This is a genomic window from Clostridium sp. TJA085 (assembly GCF_058310235.1).
On sequence record NZ_JBZEEZ010000002.1, the window covers coordinates 84,769 to 101,836 of the forward strand.

General features: G+C 25.7%; 16 protein-coding genes and 2 pseudogenes. 7 read left to right on the plus strand and 11 right to left on the minus strand.

The features are described from left to right. Positions 1–56 precede the first annotated feature (56 nt). From lacG to AC4FQW_RS07665, 3 genes are all read right to left on the minus strand, one after another. On the minus strand, positions 57–1,460 hold the full coding sequence (lacG, locus tag AC4FQW_RS07655; protein ID WP_491148696.1) for a 6-phospho-beta-galactosidase: 1,404 nt from the start codon (positions 1,458–1,460) through the stop codon (positions 57–59). Between the two features lie 19 nt (positions 1,461–1,479). Beyond that, a complete protein-coding gene (locus AC4FQW_RS07660) occupies positions 1,480–3,174 on the minus strand; it encodes a lactose/cellobiose PTS transporter subunit IIB (RefSeq protein ID WP_491148279.1) in 1,695 nt (564 codons plus the stop codon). Between the two features lie 70 nt (positions 3,175–3,244). Continuing rightward, positions 3,245–3,556: a PTS sugar transporter subunit IIA gene (locus AC4FQW_RS07665; protein WP_491148281.1), complete on the minus strand. Its 312-nt coding sequence runs from the start codon at positions 3,554–3,556 to the stop codon at positions 3,245–3,247. A gap of 247 nt (positions 3,557–3,803) precedes the next feature. Here AC4FQW_RS07665 and AC4FQW_RS07670 point away from each other — a divergent pair, with 247 nt between their 5' ends. From AC4FQW_RS07670 to pfkB, 5 genes are read left to right on the plus strand one after another with little or no spacing between them, the layout of a single operon-like run. Next, a complete protein-coding gene (locus AC4FQW_RS07670) occupies positions 3,804–4,556 on the plus strand; it encodes a DeoR/GlpR family DNA-binding transcription regulator (protein WP_491148283.1) in 753 nt (250 codons plus the stop codon). A gap of 29 nt (positions 4,557–4,585) precedes the next feature. Beyond that, positions 4,586–5,014: a galactose-6-phosphate isomerase subunit LacA gene (gene lacA, locus AC4FQW_RS07675; RefSeq protein ID WP_491148285.1), complete on the plus strand. Its 429-nt coding sequence runs from the start codon at positions 4,586–4,588 to the stop codon at positions 5,012–5,014. Positions 5,015–5,025: 11 nt separating this feature from the next. Further along, positions 5,026–5,541, plus strand: a complete 516-nt coding sequence (gene lacB / locus AC4FQW_RS07680; RefSeq protein WP_491148286.1) for a galactose-6-phosphate isomerase subunit LacB — start codon at positions 5,026–5,028, stop codon at positions 5,539–5,541. A gap of 19 nt (positions 5,542–5,560) precedes the next feature. Continuing rightward, positions 5,561–6,415, plus strand: coding sequence for a tagatose bisphosphate family class II aldolase (locus AC4FQW_RS07685; RefSeq protein ID WP_491148287.1), 855 nt, complete (start codon positions 5,561–5,563; stop codon positions 6,413–6,415). An 18-nt stretch (positions 6,416–6,433) separates the two neighbouring features. Next, a complete protein-coding gene (gene pfkB / locus AC4FQW_RS07690; RefSeq protein ID WP_491148289.1) occupies positions 6,434–7,360 on the plus strand; it encodes a 1-phosphofructokinase in 927 nt (308 codons plus the stop codon). Positions 7,361–7,635: 275 nt separating this feature from the next. On the opposite strand, the gene bsh is transcribed toward pfkB, so the two are convergent. The 3 genes from bsh to AC4FQW_RS07705 all read right to left on the minus strand — a co-directional run bounded on the left by bsh (position 7,636) and on the right by AC4FQW_RS07705 (position 10,054). Then, positions 7,636–8,625 carry a choloylglycine hydrolase gene (gene bsh, locus AC4FQW_RS07695; RefSeq protein WP_491148291.1) on the minus strand — a complete coding sequence of 330 codons (990 nt, stop codon included), beginning with the start codon at positions 8,623–8,625 and terminating at the stop codon, positions 7,636–7,638. A gap of 31 nt (positions 8,626–8,656) precedes the next feature. Further along, positions 8,657–9,307 carry a helix-turn-helix transcriptional regulator gene (locus AC4FQW_RS07700; RefSeq protein ID WP_491148293.1) on the minus strand — a complete coding sequence of 217 codons (651 nt, stop codon included), beginning with the start codon at positions 9,305–9,307 and terminating at the stop codon, positions 8,657–8,659. Positions 9,308–9,643: 336 nt separating this feature from the next. Then, positions 9,644–10,054 (minus strand): universal stress protein, encoded by a 411-nt coding sequence (locus AC4FQW_RS07705; RefSeq protein ID WP_491148295.1) that lies wholly within the window; start codon positions 10,052–10,054, stop codon positions 9,644–9,646. Positions 10,055–10,565: 511 nt separating this feature from the next. Here AC4FQW_RS07705 and AC4FQW_RS07710 point away from each other — a divergent pair. Both AC4FQW_RS07710 and AC4FQW_RS07715 read left to right on the plus strand, forming a co-directional pair. Beyond that, positions 10,566–11,255 (plus strand): hypothetical protein, encoded by a 690-nt coding sequence (locus AC4FQW_RS07710; protein WP_491148296.1) that lies wholly within the window; start codon positions 10,566–10,568, stop codon positions 11,253–11,255. A gap of 15 nt (positions 11,256–11,270) precedes the next feature. Further along, a pseudogene (locus tag AC4FQW_RS07715) lies at positions 11,271–11,651 on the plus strand (P63C domain-containing protein); the annotation flags it as partial. A gap of 52 nt (positions 11,652–11,703) precedes the next feature. Here the strand turns inward: AC4FQW_RS07715 and AC4FQW_RS07720 are convergent. From AC4FQW_RS07720 to AC4FQW_RS07740, 5 genes and pseudogenes are all read right to left on the minus strand, one after another. Continuing rightward, positions 11,704–12,150 (minus strand): N-acetyltransferase, encoded by a 447-nt coding sequence (locus AC4FQW_RS07720; RefSeq protein WP_491148298.1) that lies wholly within the window; start codon positions 12,148–12,150, stop codon positions 11,704–11,706. Positions 12,151–12,391: 241 nt separating this feature from the next. Beyond that, positions 12,392–12,976: a helix-turn-helix domain-containing protein gene (locus AC4FQW_RS07725; protein WP_491148300.1), complete on the minus strand. Its 585-nt coding sequence runs from the start codon at positions 12,974–12,976 to the stop codon at positions 12,392–12,394. 268 nt (positions 12,977–13,244) lie between these two features. Beyond that, positions 13,245–13,678, minus strand: a pseudogene (locus AC4FQW_RS07730) (GNAT family N-acetyltransferase). Positions 13,679–14,096: 418 nt separating this feature from the next. Further along, a complete protein-coding gene (locus AC4FQW_RS07735) occupies positions 14,097–14,978 on the minus strand; it encodes a hypothetical protein (protein ID WP_491148302.1) in 882 nt (293 codons plus the stop codon). Positions 14,979–15,273: 295 nt separating this feature from the next. Beyond that, positions 15,274–16,770: a nuclease-related domain-containing protein gene (locus AC4FQW_RS07740; RefSeq protein WP_491148303.1), complete on the minus strand. Its 1,497-nt coding sequence runs from the start codon at positions 16,768–16,770 to the stop codon at positions 15,274–15,276. Positions 16,771–17,068 lie beyond the last annotated feature (298 nt).

Consider the following 17,068-nt stretch of genomic DNA (forward strand, 5'->3'; position numbering starts at 1 on the left):
TATTTAGGATATATAAAATATTTTTATAGTCAATATTATAATCTATCAATTATAAATTAAATTATCTCTTTTTTCTCACTTACAAGCTTAAACCAATAAGCTGATTCTTTAGGATATCTTTTTTGAGTTTCAAAATCTACATAGAACAATCCATATCTCTTATTATATCCATTTGACCATGAAAATACATCCATTAAAGACCATAAGAAATATCCCTTTACATTAACACCATCTTCAATTGCTTTTGCAACTGCTTCTAAGTGCTTACGTATATAATCTATTCTTGGGCTATCCATTATTACTCCATCTTCAAAATCATCTTTGTATCCCATTCCATTTTCTGTTATATAAATCTTTTTGTAATTTGGATATTCATTTTTAATTCTTATCATCATATCATAAAGTCCTTCAGGATATATTAACCAATCCCAATCTGTTCTAGGAATATCTTTATCAAATCTTCTTTCTCCTATCCCCTTTAACCTAAATACAGATGTTCCCTTATCACCTGTACCATTATGATATATTTCTGATTCTCCTTCATATGCTCTTATAAAGCTACTTTGATAATAATTTATTCCTAAAAAACTATTATATTTGCTTGATTCCCTTAATAGTTCCATATCTCCATTTTCAATATTAAGATTACCACCATTTTTAGATAATATATAATCTATACCTTTTTTAGTTTCCGCAGAATACTCTCCAATAAATGTTGCATCAAGTAATAATTTATTTGCTAATATATCTTCAAGCTTAGCTGCTCTTTTATCTTCTTCTTTTTTACTATCTGGATATTTATATTCAAGAGAATGTATTACCCCTATTTCACCTTTATAATTATTATCTTTAAATAGTTTTACAACTTTAGCATGAGCCACCATCATATTATGCATAGATTGTATAGCCTTCTCTAAGTCATACTTAATAGCTGGGGGGAATGTTCCTGTAATATATTGACCTGAAGCAACTGGCCAAATTTCATTAAAGGTAATCCAATACTTTACTTTATCTCCATATTCATCGAAACATACCTTAGCATATTCAGCAAAGTAATCAATTGTTTTTCTATTTAAAAAATCTCCATCTGAATGTAGTTTAGCTGGTGTATCAAAATGGTGTAAAGTAACAAATGGTTCAACATTACGCTTTAAACATTCGTCTATAAGATTATGATAAAACTTAATTCCTTCTTTATTTACCTCTCCATATCCATTAGGGAATATTCTTGACCAAGCTATAGAAATACGTATTCCATTAATTCCAAATTTTTCGCATAGTTCCAAATCTACTGGATATTTATGATAGAAGTCACTTGCTGGATCAGCTAAAAATCTTCCTTGATTTTCTAAAAAGTCATCCCAAGCAACCTTTCCTTTGTTTCCTTCTTTTGTTGCACCTTCAGCTTGATACGCAGCTGTGGCTCCTCCAAATATAAAATCTTTTGGTAGTCTCATTATTTTTCCTCCTTAATTTATATTATTTATTTAAAATTTCAGTGACAAAATCCAATGCTTTATCTGGACTTCTTGTCAATTCAATATATTTCCTACCTTCTACCGCTACTGCTTTAATTCCTAATTTATCAGTATCTTTCTTTAAATCTTCATAATTAGATGCTACTTGTGGTGCTAATATTACTAAATCAAAATCTTTTAACATATCAACATGTGCCCCATAAGAATTTGCAGCAGTTAACATATTTATATTATTTTCTTTAGCTGCTTTTGCTAATGCATTTGCTAAAAGACCACTAGTACCTCCACCAGCACATAAGACTAAAACTCTTTTATTTTTTACTACTTCTTTATCTATCTTCTCCACTTCTTTATCTATCTTCTCTACTTCTTCCCTTATATTTTTTCCCTTTATTTCTCCAGAACCATCTTCACATTTAACATTAATCTTTTGTAATTCTTCTTCTACTTTTTGATCATCATAAACCTTAAAGAATGGATAATAAATTATAAAATCAACTACTAATACAAGTGCGGCAAATACTATAGTTAAAAGACCTAATCCACATCCCAATACTATTCCTATTGGAGCTGGAGTTGTCCAAGGTAATACATACATAAAGCTATTCATTTTAAAGAAATCTACAAAAAATTTAAATAACCAAACATTTATAATTGGTGCTCCAATAAATGGGATAAAGAATATTGGATTTAAAATAAGTGGTGCACCAAAAAGAATAGGTTCATTTACTCCAAATAAAACTGGTATTGATGATGCCCTACCAACGGATTTAAGTTCTTTTGACTTAGATAAAAATGCAAACATTAAAGTTACAACTAAAGTAGCTCCTGTTCCACCAAGTGTAGCAACAAACTGTTGTACTCCTGGAGTTAATATGTTATATGCATGTTCCCCATTTTGAAAAAGTGATAAATTTGCAGATATATTAACATAATAAATAGCTGATACTGCTGGTTCAACTATTGATGGTCCTTGTATACCAACAAACCAAAATAATGCCATAGCGCCATAAATTATAGCCAATCCAACGTATCCATCTGCTGCTGTAAATAAGGGTTGAAAGAACTGAATAACTCCTTCTGCAAAGTTTATTTCAAAAAAGTTTCTAAATCCTAAGTCGAATAGCCAAAATATAATAGCTGAAACTCCAAATGGTATTATATCTTTAAATGTTTGAGATATATTTGGAGGGACTGCCTCTGGCATTTTTATAGTTACATTATATTTAACACATAATTTATAAACATTTCCTACTACAAATGCTGATATAAATGCTGTTATTAAGCCCTTTGATCCCATATATCCATTTGCAAAACCACCTTCTATAGAATCAACACTTACTGTTAAAAAACAAACTATTGCTGCTATCATAACTGAAATATTATTTATTTGATTATTGCTAGGCATGTCCCTATTTAATGCATCCACAAAATTTTTAGCAGTTGTCGCTGCAACTACTATAGATAATATACCCATTGAATAATTATATGGCTTAAGTATAATCGCTTCTATTTCTTTACTCCAATAAATTCCAAAAATATTTGGAGCAAATGCTATAAGCATAAATATGCTAGAAAACAGTACTATAGGCATTGCAGATATAAACCCATCTCTTATAGCTCTTAAATATTTATTTCTAGATATTTTTTCAAAAAGTGGTTTTCTTTTTTCTATATGCTTAATTAAAGTTTCCATAGTTAATAACCTCCCATAAAATACACTTACCTCTATTATTTAGTTATTTTATATTTCATTCTTATATAATTTATTTATATATATCCAATAAAGTATCAATAATATCTTGTAATAATAAGGTAGTCATTAAATGGTCCTGAGCATGTACAGTTAAAAACCCTATTTCTGATGCTTCACCATTAGCTTCTAAAGAAATTAAATTTGTTTGAGCTTTATGTGCATCATTTAAACATTCCCTTGCTTCTTCTATAAGCTGGTTACACTTATCTATATTTTTATTTTTAGCTTGTTTAACAGCTTCTAATAATTTTGTTCTTGCATCTCCTGAGTATGCTACTATTTCAAATGCAATCATTCCTAATTCGTCCTTTGATAATGTCATTTTAATCACTTCTCCTTTATAATTATTGACTTTAGTTCTAAAAAGTTTGTTTTAGTTCGATTAAGTTTGTTTAATATCATATTATTATCATTTTTATTCATTGTCAAGGTTTTCATGGCATTTTTTTATCCAAATCTTTCCCTTGACTTTATTTTTTACAGATGATATCGTAATATTATAAACACAAACGAAAATTTTAAAACATTTTCTAACAACTTTTTATTAATGAAATGAAAGGATTTTTTTAATGGTTAAAGAAGAAAGATATTCCGTAATTTTAAATTTATTAAATGAAAAAGGAATTATTAAAGTTAGTGAAATAACTAAGGTTCTTAATGTAACTGAAATGACAGTAAGAAGAGATCTTCAATACTTAGAGAATAAAGGATTACTAAAGAGAATTCATGGTGGAGCTCAATTAAATACCACTATAATAAAAGAAGAATTAAGTCACTTGAAGAAAAAAAGCATTAATATTGAGGCAAAAAAAGAAATTGCAAAAAAGATTGCAAATAAAATTAATGATGGAGATTCTATATTTTTAGGACCTGGTACAACAATAGAATTAGTTTATGATTATATAAATTCAAATTATTTAAAAATAGTAACTAATTCTATACATGTATTTAATAAATTCATTAATGATAGTCGTTACGAATTAATTTTAGTTGGAGGTACTTATCGTAATAGAACTGGAGCCTTTGTTGGTAGCATAACAAACGATACTCTATCTAAGATGAATATAAAGAAAGCATTTATTGGTGTTAATGGAATTTATAATAATGCTATATCAAACTCTAATGAAGATGAAGGAATGATACAAGCTACTGTATTAAATAATTCTCTTGAAAGATATATTGTTTCAGATTCTTCTAAATTAAACAAAAGAGATTTTTATCAATTTTACAATTTAGAAGATGTAACTGCAATTATAACTGATAATAATATAAGTAAGGAAAATATAAATAAGTATTCTAAATATACAGAAATTATATTTTAGATAAATAAATAAATGAGGAGGAGAATTTTATGAAAATTTTAATAGGATCTGAGTTTAAATGTTCTGATTTTAAAAATCAAATTAAAGAACATTTAATAAATAAAGGATTTAATGTAATTGATAAAACAGAAGGAAAAAGATTAAACTTTTTTGATGCTGCAAATTTAGTAGCTGAAGGAATGCTTAATAACGAAGGTGTACGAGCTATAGTTATTGATGAATACGGAACTGGTTCTTTTAACGTTTGTGCTAAACATAAGGGAATAGTTTGTGCTCAAGTTGCTGATGAACATTCTGCTAAAATGACAAGAGACCATAACAATACTTCTATAATATCAATTGGTTCTAAAGTTACTAGCCTAGAAATCGCAAAAAGAATATGTGAAAAATTTATTTTATCTGAATACTCTGGTGGAAGACATCAAATTAGAGTTGATATGTTAAATAAAATGGCTTAGGAGGGATTTAAATGATTATATCAGTTGGCTGTGATCATATTGTTACAGATATAAAAAATAAAATAGTTGAATATTTAAAATCAAAAGGACATGAAGTTATAGATAATGGTACATATGACCATGTAAGAACTCATTATCCTATATACGGCAAATTAGCTGCTGAAAAAGTAGTAAATAATGAAGCAGATTTAGGTATTGTTATTTGTGGGACTGGTGTTGGAATAACAAATTCAGCAGCAAAAATTAAAGGAACTAGAGTTGCTTTAGTTCGAGATGTTGAAACTGCAAGGTATTCTAGAGAACAATTAGGTATAAATATATTAGGTCTTGGTGGAAGAATTACAGGTCTTGGTCTTATAGAAAATATAATAGATGTATTTCTTGATACAAAAGTGAATCCAAGTGAAGAAAATAAAAAACTTATGAAAAAAATAGATAATATGATTGAAGAAGATTATGCAAATGGTGATGAACACTATTTTGATGAGTTTATTGAAAAATGGAATAATGGAGAATATCACGATTAATTATTAGGAGGAACAGATAATGTGTATAATATCAACAAGAGAAATGTTAATTAAAGCTCAAAAAGAAGGTTATGCAGTTCCTGCATTTAATATTCATAATTTAGAAACTCTACAAGTAGTTGTAGAAACAGCAGCTAAATTAAAATCACCACTAATTTTAGCTGGAACTCCTTCTACATTAACTTATGCCGGTGGTGATTATATAGTTTCCATGGCTGAAGCTGCTTCTAAAAGATATAATATACCAATCGCAATACATTTAGATCATTTTGAAGATGTAAATCAAATTAAACATTATATTGATTTAGGTTTTAGGTCAGCTATGATTGATGCCTCTAAACATTCTTATGAAGATAATATAAAAATAGTTAAAGAAGTTGTAGACTACGCTCACAAATTTGATACAACAGTTGAAGCTGAACTTGGTAGATTAGGTGGACAAGAAGATGACCTTGTAGTAAATGAAAAAGATGCTATGTATACTAATCCCCTTCAAGCAAAAGATTTTGTTGAAAAAACAGGAATAGATTCCTTAGCAATAGCAATTGGTACAGCTCATGGATTATATAAAGGTGAACCTAAACTTGACTTTGATAGATTAAAAGAAATAAGAAAAACTGTTGATGTTCCTTTAGTATTACATGGTGCATCTGATGTTCCTGATGAACTTGTAAAAAAAGCTATATCTCTTGGAATATGTAAAGTAAATATAGCAACTGACCTAAAAATTCCTTTCTCAAAAGCATTAAAACAATACTTTGTTGAAAACCCTAAAGCCAATGATCCTAGAAAATATATGACTCCCGCTAAAGAAGCCATGGAAAAAATAGTTGAACACAAAATTGAAGTTTGTGGTAGTAAAAACAGGTATTAATGAAAGGAATTAAACTATATGATATTAGTAGTTAATCTTAATGCATCATTAGATAAAAAATATACATTAAACAATCTTGAAAAAGGCTCTGTAATGAGAGCTTTGGATGTTCATAATACTCCAGGTGGAAAAGGAATTCATGTTGCAAATGTTCTTAACATTTTAAATGAAAATCATATTGTTACAGGTTTTTTAGGTGGTAAAACTGGTGAATTTATAGAAAATAAACTTAAAGAATATAATATAAATCAAGACTTTGTTAAAATTAAAGGCAATACTAGAGAGTGTTTGGCTATAATAACTGATGATTTAGTTCAAACTGAAATCTTAGAACCAGGCCCTACAGTAACTAATGAAGAACAAAAAAAATTCTTAAATAAATATACTTCTCTAATAAAAGATTGCAATATGGTTGTTGCTTCCGGAAGTATTCCTAAAAATATACCAAAAGATTTTTATAAAAATTTAATAGAAATAGCTAAAAATGAAAATAAAAAATTTCTCCTAGATACAAGTGGAGAGTTACTTAAAAATGGAATTGAAGCAAAACCTTTCTTTATAAAACCTAATAAAGATGAAATAGAATCATTGACTGGTAGAAAAATTACAAATTCTAAAGATGCAATAAAAGAAATAAAAGAATTTCATAAAAAAGGAATAGAATTTGTTGTTATATCTCTTGGAGAAGAAGGCTCTATAGCAGGATTTAATGGTAAGTTTTATAAAGTTACTATTCCTAATGTTACTGCAGTTAATACTGTTGGATCTGGAGATTCTTATGTTGCTGGTATTACTTTAGGACTTCAAAAATCTCTTCCTATAGAAGATGTTTTAAAATTTGCTTCAGCTTGTGGTACTGCAAATGCAGTTGAAGAAGAAACTGGTTTTGTAAATAAAAATATTGTTGAAGATCTACTTAATAAAATTACTGTAACTATATTGTAAAATAAAAAATATATTTAATAATCTTATAATTATGATTTTCTTTCCTTATCATTATCTACTTCTGAAGCTTGGTAATTATGCTATACCTAGAAACTATTTTACCTTTATTTTCAATAATAACTTCCAATATTTTAAATTTATTTTTTGATAAATTTATCTTTTCCTTATTATAAATAAATGTAGCATAATTTATAATTTTTAACATAAAAAAAGATAGAAGTAAAATTACTTCTATCTTTTTATTTTATATAAATTTTAATTATTATATTTTCTTATTAATTTTGATAATTAAAATCTTGTTTCATTACATATGGGAACTTTTTAATTTCATTTCCATCTAAATTTTCTTTGTGCATATCAACAGCATTTATTCTATTATTATAATAATTTCTATAATAATAAATTCCTTTTTGTTGATCCATACAAGCTGTATATGTAGTTAAATCTTCTAAACCATCTTGTGTTATAACTCCACCTTTAACCATTTTTACATAGTCAAGCATATTAAAGAATTGAGTTATAGCTGCCTCATCGTCTTTTAATTCTGGCATATGAGCTCTAATGTATGCAATTCTTACGAATCTTGATACTGAAGAAAAATCTCCTGGCATTCCTAATGTTCCAGCTCCAATACCTAATGCTCCTAATTTTTCATCACTCCACATAGTTTCTTTTGGATGATTTGGATTAATATATAAATATTCATTTAAATTTGTTAAATGCCAATCAAATTTTGGATTGTTAGTCATAACCCCTACTGGATTATCATAAACAGCAATTCCTTCTTTAGTTCTTTCAACTACTATTGCTTTTCCGCTTTTATCACAAATCATAAAATGAAGCATTGATACTGGTGTCTTTTCATTTATAGGAATACTTACTAACTCTATACCCTTAATAGCTTCTTTAACTTCGTCTACTGTTTCGTGATTAGCTAATACCCAGTATATAAAGTCATATGGTGTAATATTATCTTTTCCTTCTACTGGCTTTTCTGCAAAGCAAGCATAACCATCAAAATTTAAACCTGCACAGCCTAATCCTTTTTCATTCATACCATCAGCCATAGCAAGATGATTATCAATAATAGTACCCATACCAATAATTGCATATTTACATGAGAAATTTTCACCTGTAACTATACTTTTATTTATATAATTTCTTGGAATAACTAAAACAGATTGATTGAAATTGTATGCTAAATCCATATTTCTCCCAAAAAAATTATGACCTTCATTTGATTTAATACTTAATCCTGTACACATATTCTCACCTCATAATTTTTATTTTTTATAATTAAATATTAATTAAAAACTTTTTATTATCTTTGTATTTAATTATTTTTCCATCATAATACTTATTGCATTGACAAGGATTATGTAAATTCTTTGTTGGAATTAACTTATACTCCCCATCATAGCAATATAAATACAATCCATCATTTTTTAAAATATAAGAAATAGGCAATACCTCTATAAATTTTTCTTCTAATTGTATTTTTACAAAAGACTTTTCATTTAAACATTTATTAATTACTTCGTTTATATTATTTTTATTATTATCTTTCTCACTCTTTAAATCTATTATGAATTTTTCTTCTAATTCAGATAATATTTCTTCACATCTTTTTGAATTAACAAGTTTAAATTTATCAATAAGATTTGCTCTTTTTAAATCACTCATTATATTTTCTGATATGTATAATGATAAAATTAAATCTTCAAAGTCAGCTTTTGTTAATATATATTTAGCTATTATGTAGTTTTTGTCTATTTCTATCCCACCATTTTTCCCTCTATATGAAATTATAGGAATGCCTAAAACTGATAGTTTATCTAAATCTCTACGTATTGTCTTTTCTGATACATTAAACTTTTTTTCTAATTCTTTAATTGTAGTTTTACAATTAATTCTTAATAAATAAAATAGTATTTCCAATAATCTCATATTTTTCTCCTTAAAAATAACTATGTCATAATTTTGTTTCGTTATTTTATTATTATAATAATACTTAAATTGGTCATATAGTGTCCTGTTTAAATTTAAATAATATTATTTATAAAAACTTATTTTAATTTAATAAACAGAAAACTTATTAAAATTGTATCTTAATAATAATATAAAATTTAATAATTACGCATAAAAATTAAAAGCTTAAATATTTTAAATTATTAAACAGCATATTTTACAAAATATACTATTTAATAAAGTAATGAGATAGTCAAAAAATTTAACTACCTCATTGCTTTTATTGTAATTTATTTTGATTTTAAATTAATTTACCTAAACTTGAGGTAACATTAATACTGAACATTTTGCTCTTTTTATTACTTTAGAAGTTACTGAACCAACAAGTTGAACAAATTTCTTTTTAGTATTTTTGGCCATTACTATCATGTCCACATTAAATTCATCAGCACAATTAAGTATAATATTATCTGCATAACCAAATTGGAATTTCTTTACGCATTGAAAACCTTTTAAATTTTCTGCAGCTCTTTCTAATATTTTGGAGCTATTTTCTTGTTCTGACATTATTAATTTTGCTACAACAGCCCCTTCAACATAAACTACTTCTCCAACATTTAATAATATAACCTCTGTTTTTTCTGGATTGAAATTTTCTTTTATGAAGTTTACTTCCATTAAGTCTCTATCGCTTCCATCAAGAGGTAGTAGTATTTTTTTCTTCATAAATTTCACCTTCCTTTGTAATTTTTCATTTTAAATCCTCTTTTATATACCCTTATACTTATATAATTCTATATATTCATAATATTTCCTCTATATTATTAAATTAAAAGAGTGCATTTAAAAAATTAAATGCACTCTTTCTATATAACTTTCTTCTGTTCACGCTATAATATCATATTAAATAAATTAATATTAAAGTTTTGTTCTTATTTTGTTTTGCCTATTTAAATTTTCTCATAATATTACTATAGACAATTTATAAAAAATTTCTATAAGTTAATATGTTTATTTTCAATATATAATACTCTTAAAATTCTTTCTAGCGTCATATTAAATTAAATTTTAAAAATATATTGGTTATAAACTAAAAACTTATAACTAATATATCCTAATTTACCTTAATAATACTAATTACAAGTTTATATATTATTGATATTATAAATCATACATTAAGGTCCTATTTTTTTAATCCTTAGTATAAATTTCGGACCTTTAACAAAGGAGTAATAATATGGAAATTAAATATGTTGAAAAAGCATTAAAAATGCCACACACTAATCCTGTTGGCTATTATTCAATTGGACAAAATAAAATCTTCTGTTCAATTAAAGAAAATAAAATTCAATATTTCAATATCTCACAAAAGTCATTAGTTGAATGTAATAAAGATTTTCTTATTCCAGAAAATTTCATCAGTATTCCTCGTGCAGTAGTTAGCGAAAAAGATTTATTGATAGGTGATGTGAAAATTAGCTGTTGCGTATTAAATGATGGACGAAGAGTAATAAAGGATAAATCGCTTTTCTCAGCTATTGGTAAAATAAGAAAAGGAGAAATTCGTGTAGATGGATTTCCTGCAATTATCGGTTCAAAAATTCTTGCAAATTTATATTTAGAAATGTATGGTGATGATATTTCACCAATTGATCGATTTGAAGTAGCTGAATTCAGTGGTAGAACTGGCTTATGGTATGATGCTAATTCCATTCCAATACTATGTGATTTATATCTTGAAGCAGAATCAAGGGGGGTTATATCTTCCGGTCAAGAACATGTTCTTAAAAGAGCAAAAATTCTCCTTAGATCATTAGCCAAGGTAGGTATAACAGCATTAATTGATGAGGCTACCAATTATCAAGATAAAAGAGGTAAAGATGAACTTCAATTATTACTTTCAAAATATATAACAAAATATCTATAACCATATTCAAATGAATTCCCTGCTGAGTATTTTGAAAATTTATTTAGATTATATGGCATACAATATGATCCTACAACAAATAGAAGGCCAAGATACTTTGCTCAATTCAATTTAAAATACGTTTATGATATGATTGCACCAAATGCTGTTTATGAAATTGATAGATATAACCCTACTATTTATAATAAATTTACAAAAAGATCTGATAGAAAATATAGAATGTATAGACACTTAACTGAAGATGGAATAAAAGAGCTTCGTGAACATCTGAAACAACTTGTAACAGTAATGAAGCTTTCAAAAGATATTGAAGATTTTAAGTCTAATTTTGAAAATATATTCTCTGAGAAGATTAAAAGTATAAATGAATTAAAATTGCAACTTAATTCTAACTAAAAATTTACCTTTTTCTAATACACAAAAGAGATAAAAATATATTTTTATCTCTTTATATAATATTGTATTTTTTATTATATTCCATTATATATTCACTAAAGCCAGAATCCTCATTTTTTTGCTCTTTAATTAACTTAAACCCTTTTCTTTCATAAAAATTAACTGCTTCTTTATTATCTTTATAAACGGCTAAACTCAAGTTTTTATATTTTTTTATAGCATAATCAATTAATTTGCTTCCTATACCAATACTTTGATAATTATTATCTACAAATAAAGCACCTATAAATTCATTATTTATTACACTTATAAAACCTCTTATATCTTCCCCATCATAATATATAAATGTATTAGACATTGGTATATAAATCTCTTTTACAATATCATAATTATTTTTCCAGTATTCCTCATTAATAAAATTATGAGCTTTTATTGTACTAAGCAACCATATTTCCATAACCTTATTTAATTCTTCATTTTTTAATTCCCTTATCTCCATTTATAATCCCTTCTATACTTCCTTTTAATAATTTATAAATATAAACTAAAATTTCAAATTATACTTAACACTTATATAAATTATTTAAAACAATTAAAAACTCTAGCTAAAATAAACAACTCTACAAACTAAGTAAATTAGTAATTCTTCATTATTTTCAGCTATATAAATTTTAATTTTTAATCTTTTGATTTTTATCTTATTCAATATTTAAAGAATTTCTAACTAATAACAGTTTAATCTAATTAATTAATCTAAGTAAAAAATACATTCCTAAACCAACAACTAATGAAATAAGTCCTGAACAAATTACTAAAAACATTTTTTGATATGGGCGTTTACCAATCTCACAACGCTTTTCAATCTGATCAAGTTTTTTTCCTTCGGTAAAAGCTATAATTTCTCTGTATGTTTGAATATCATGAGTTTTCTTTTGTTTTTCAATACGGTTTGCATAATACATTGTAACGCCAAATAGTATTAACCAAATTGCAATTCCAATAAAATCTAAGTAAAGAAATAATGGGACGCATAATACTACTGTCGCCATAAGCAGTATAGTAAAAATCATGCCGTCATGGTTAAACCTTTTGATATCCTCACTTTTAATTTCTTCTCTCATTTCTTCTAAATCTCCTTTAACTAGAATATCAAGAGAAACACCAAATAGAGTACTTAATAGTACCAAGCTATTTATATCAGGATAATTCTTTCCAGTTTCCCAGTTTGAAATTGTTTGCCGTGTTACAAATACTTTTTCAGCCAAAGCCTCCTGAGATAATTTTGAATCTAGTCTATATTTTTTTATTTGTTTACTAATGTCCATTTTGATATTCCTCCTGCTTACATTCTATACTTTGGAGAGTTTTTGTACTATCAAAACTCTTTTACATCATTACTTTTTACTATGTAAAATTGATTTTACATACCATTTTACTGCATTATAAGCGTGTATCAAACTCTTAAACTATTTCTACAACTTCTATTTCTCCATCTATAATTGTTTCTATTAATTCATCTTCACAAGATTTATTATTCCAATGATTTTTTCAAATTTAATAACCTTGTCCACTTTATTTTTTTAAATTTCCTTTTCAAAAATATATCTTTGAGGGTTTCATTCCCAATTCACTATAAAAATTTATAGCATTCTTATTAAATGACCAAACCATCAAATCAAGTCTTTTTGCACCTTTTTCTTTTGCAATATCTACCGCATCTTTCCTATACCTTGTCCCCTAAATCTCTTATCTATACACAAATCATCCATATAAGCTACTTTTTTATTAACCATACCACTTTTTTCTCTAATGCTAACAATACATAATCCTATGATAGCTCCATTATTTTCAGCAACTATTGAAATTACATTATCTTTTTGAACTAATTCTTCAAATTCTTTTTTAGAAAGTGGATGTTCTAATTCTCTATATAAATCAGGCCTATTATCTACATGTAAGCTATGTACTTGCTGTATCAATTTATCTATTTCGTTATAATCAATTATTTCTATATTTCTTATTACCATAAATTTGCTCCTTATCAATAATATTAATAGCCCTTATTACTTTTAAAATTAATTTTGCTTATAGTATATCCTATTCTTAGAAAAAAATCATATATAATCCATAATTTTTAAAAGAGCCTAACTATTTATCTCTTTTCTCATAAAATTAATTTTTTAATTAAATTTGGACTAATAGGATATAACATAAAGGTAAAGAACCTATAAGAGAAAATAAAACTATTTTAAATATTCAATTTAAAATTATAAATAATATTATTAAAATCCAACTACAAAATATAACTAAAATCCATTTTTACTAAAACCACCTATGATATTTTTATATAAAAAAATAGCCATAATCTAATTATATAAATCGATTATGACCATAAATGTTATTTATTTGTAATACGGTTCACCGTATCATCTTTAAATGAGGTTTCTACCAATTTTCTTTTCTAACTCTGTCATCCATTAATATTCCATATATGTATGAAGGAGCTTGTAAGTTTTGAATAGGTTCAAGTTTATCTAAAGGAACAAAATTTAAAGCTTTTTCAAATTGTGATTTAGATATAATTCTATTAGTTGTATTTAATTTAATAGTATTTTCCCCTATTAAATTATATGTAAATATCTTACCACCTTTTTGCTTAAAGTCTTTACCTTCATTTTCAATAATTCTCTCCCATATTAATTCTATATCAATATTGTTTACCTTACATATAGTTTCCTTCCAATGAATTTTCTCTAAATTTGTTAATAACTTATACCATTCCTTAACGTTTTCCCAATTTATTTTATCATTACATGATATTTGATTACTACATTTATTGTATAAACTATATTCACCAAGTTTTATTTCCCATAACAATTTTTCTTTTCTTAAATTTGAATTATATTCATATAAACGCCATACTAACCCATTTGTGTAAATTAATTTCTTAAATTCTTGTAATTCGCCATAAAACTGCTCTTTCTTATTATTTATTTCTGAATCTAACTCTAAATATATAGCCTTGACTTCAATTGAACCCAAAATCTTATTTTCACAACTCCCTGAATAATAGTAATTTGAATCCATTATCAAAAAATCAGAAGCACCAAATTCACCATTATTAATTCTATACATTCTATCTCTTTGATTTTGATGATTGTAAAAACTCTTAATATTAGATACATCTCTTAATGAAATATTTTTACTACTATCCCTTTCACGAATAATTGATGCAACAATGGAATATAATTCACATTCTAATGGATTTTGCTTAATTATAAGCTCTATTTCTCTTTTAAATTCATCAAAACTATTTGCTAATGACATCTTTAATTCCTCCTACTTACTAAATACCCTCTTATACTGTCTATTAATTCATCTCATTATATTTATTTCAATATACAAATATTATATAGCAATATCTAAATTAAGCATACTTATACTCATATTTCTTAACAGAAAAAAAGAAGGAGAATTCTTCTTTGACTCTCCTTCTTCCTTATTCAGATATTCAATTATATCACCATTTATTTTTAAATTTATTAACTATATTTCTCTATCTTTATCTATTGTTATTTATGATATTAGCATATGTAGTAACATCTTTTAAAATTATTTTAGATTAACAATTTTTAATTCCACGTAACTTTCTACTAGCTTCAAGCATATTATCTAAGATTTTTTCTATTTTAGTCATTTCATCATTATATATTTCTACATTCTTAATTATTTCATCTGTATAATCATATATAGGAAAACTTTGTTCTTGTAGATTATTCTCAATAAAATAATCTTTTAGCTTATTCATCTCTTCAAGTGATAACATAGCTTCTTTATTTTTTATGTACGAATAAACTTCAGAGCTTCTAACAACCTTTTGATTTTCACTATGATTTGTAATTGAAACTTTGTCATTAGATATAACCACTATACCCTCTGCATCTATGTAATTTTCTATACCTCTACCTAAAACTCTATTAATAATTTTATTTATATAAACAATATGTCTATTATTTTGAGCTGTAGCACTTTTCATTACATCACGTTTACCTTTATCGTATTCTTTAATCCATCGTCCATCTCTTTCAATTTCTATAGAATAATTTCCTTTAAGTCCAAAGTTTTTAACTTCTAATATAAAAACACCATTTCTTGATATTATAATATTGTCATTTTCTATACTTTGCATATTACCATTAACATCTGGTTCCTCTAATCTAATATTAGGTAAATTATAAATATTTTCATATTCATTAAGTTCCCTATTTACAGCTTCTTCACCTAACCTACCATTTTTAATATTATTATAGTCAGTTTCGCATATATATTTTCTTCTATTAATTAAATTATATATTTCATAACTTTTATTTTCTATATTTTGTACAAATGCCTTATGTTCTGGATTTATAGCCCAAGTTTCATTCTTTATAAAATTAAAATCTATTTTTTTAAGTTTATTAGATATTTCTTTTATCTTCTCAATATCATCTAATCTTAACTTTTCCCTTTCTTCATTTGTACACCATCTTTTTTTACCTTCATGTTCTACAAATTTTAATGTATTATCATATAAATAAATTTTATCTTCATCAAAATTATTACAAACTGTTAAATCATAATCTTCTACATTACCAATTTTACTACGTAAATGATTTAATATTTCATTTCTTCTTCCTGTTCTTTTTCTTTGTTTACAATCTACAAAAAAGTTTTTAGAACGCGTTTTCATTAACTCTGGTACAAATATAGTTAACATAGTATATAGGAATGGTACTCCTAAAATCATCAATATAATAATTATAAATTTTATAAGAGAATCACAAAATCCACTATTTAAAGATTTATTAACAATAGCTTCATGTAAATAATTTGCTATAAGCACCTCACCTTTTCCAATAATCATAATTAGTATTCCAACTATTATACCTCCAGTGATTGTAGCATAAATTTTATGTAAGAAATCTTTAAATCCACTGTTAACTATCAACATAATTATACTACCTATAATTGCTGTTATAAAAAATAAAGTCATGTCCTCACTATTAAATCTTTTCATGTCTATAACTTGATAATTAAGTACTGTATATACTCCATAAAGAAAAATGAATATCTTTTCCATAATTTCCTCCTTTTCATAAAAATAGGCTACTACCAATTTAGTAGCAACCCGTTTATTTTCAAGTGGCAACTCCGTTTGTTTTTCTATACTAATCTTTTTTCTTTTAACACTGAAATTCTATCAGGTGTATGTAATTTTTATCCCCCTTATGTAATATGTTACTTTTAAATTTTACTACTTTTGGTAAATAATATCTAATTAAAAAATTATTTATTTTTTTATTTTTTTATTAAATTTAATAATTTTTTGTTAATTTAACACATATTCCCACAAACTAACTTCCTATATGCTAAAAATC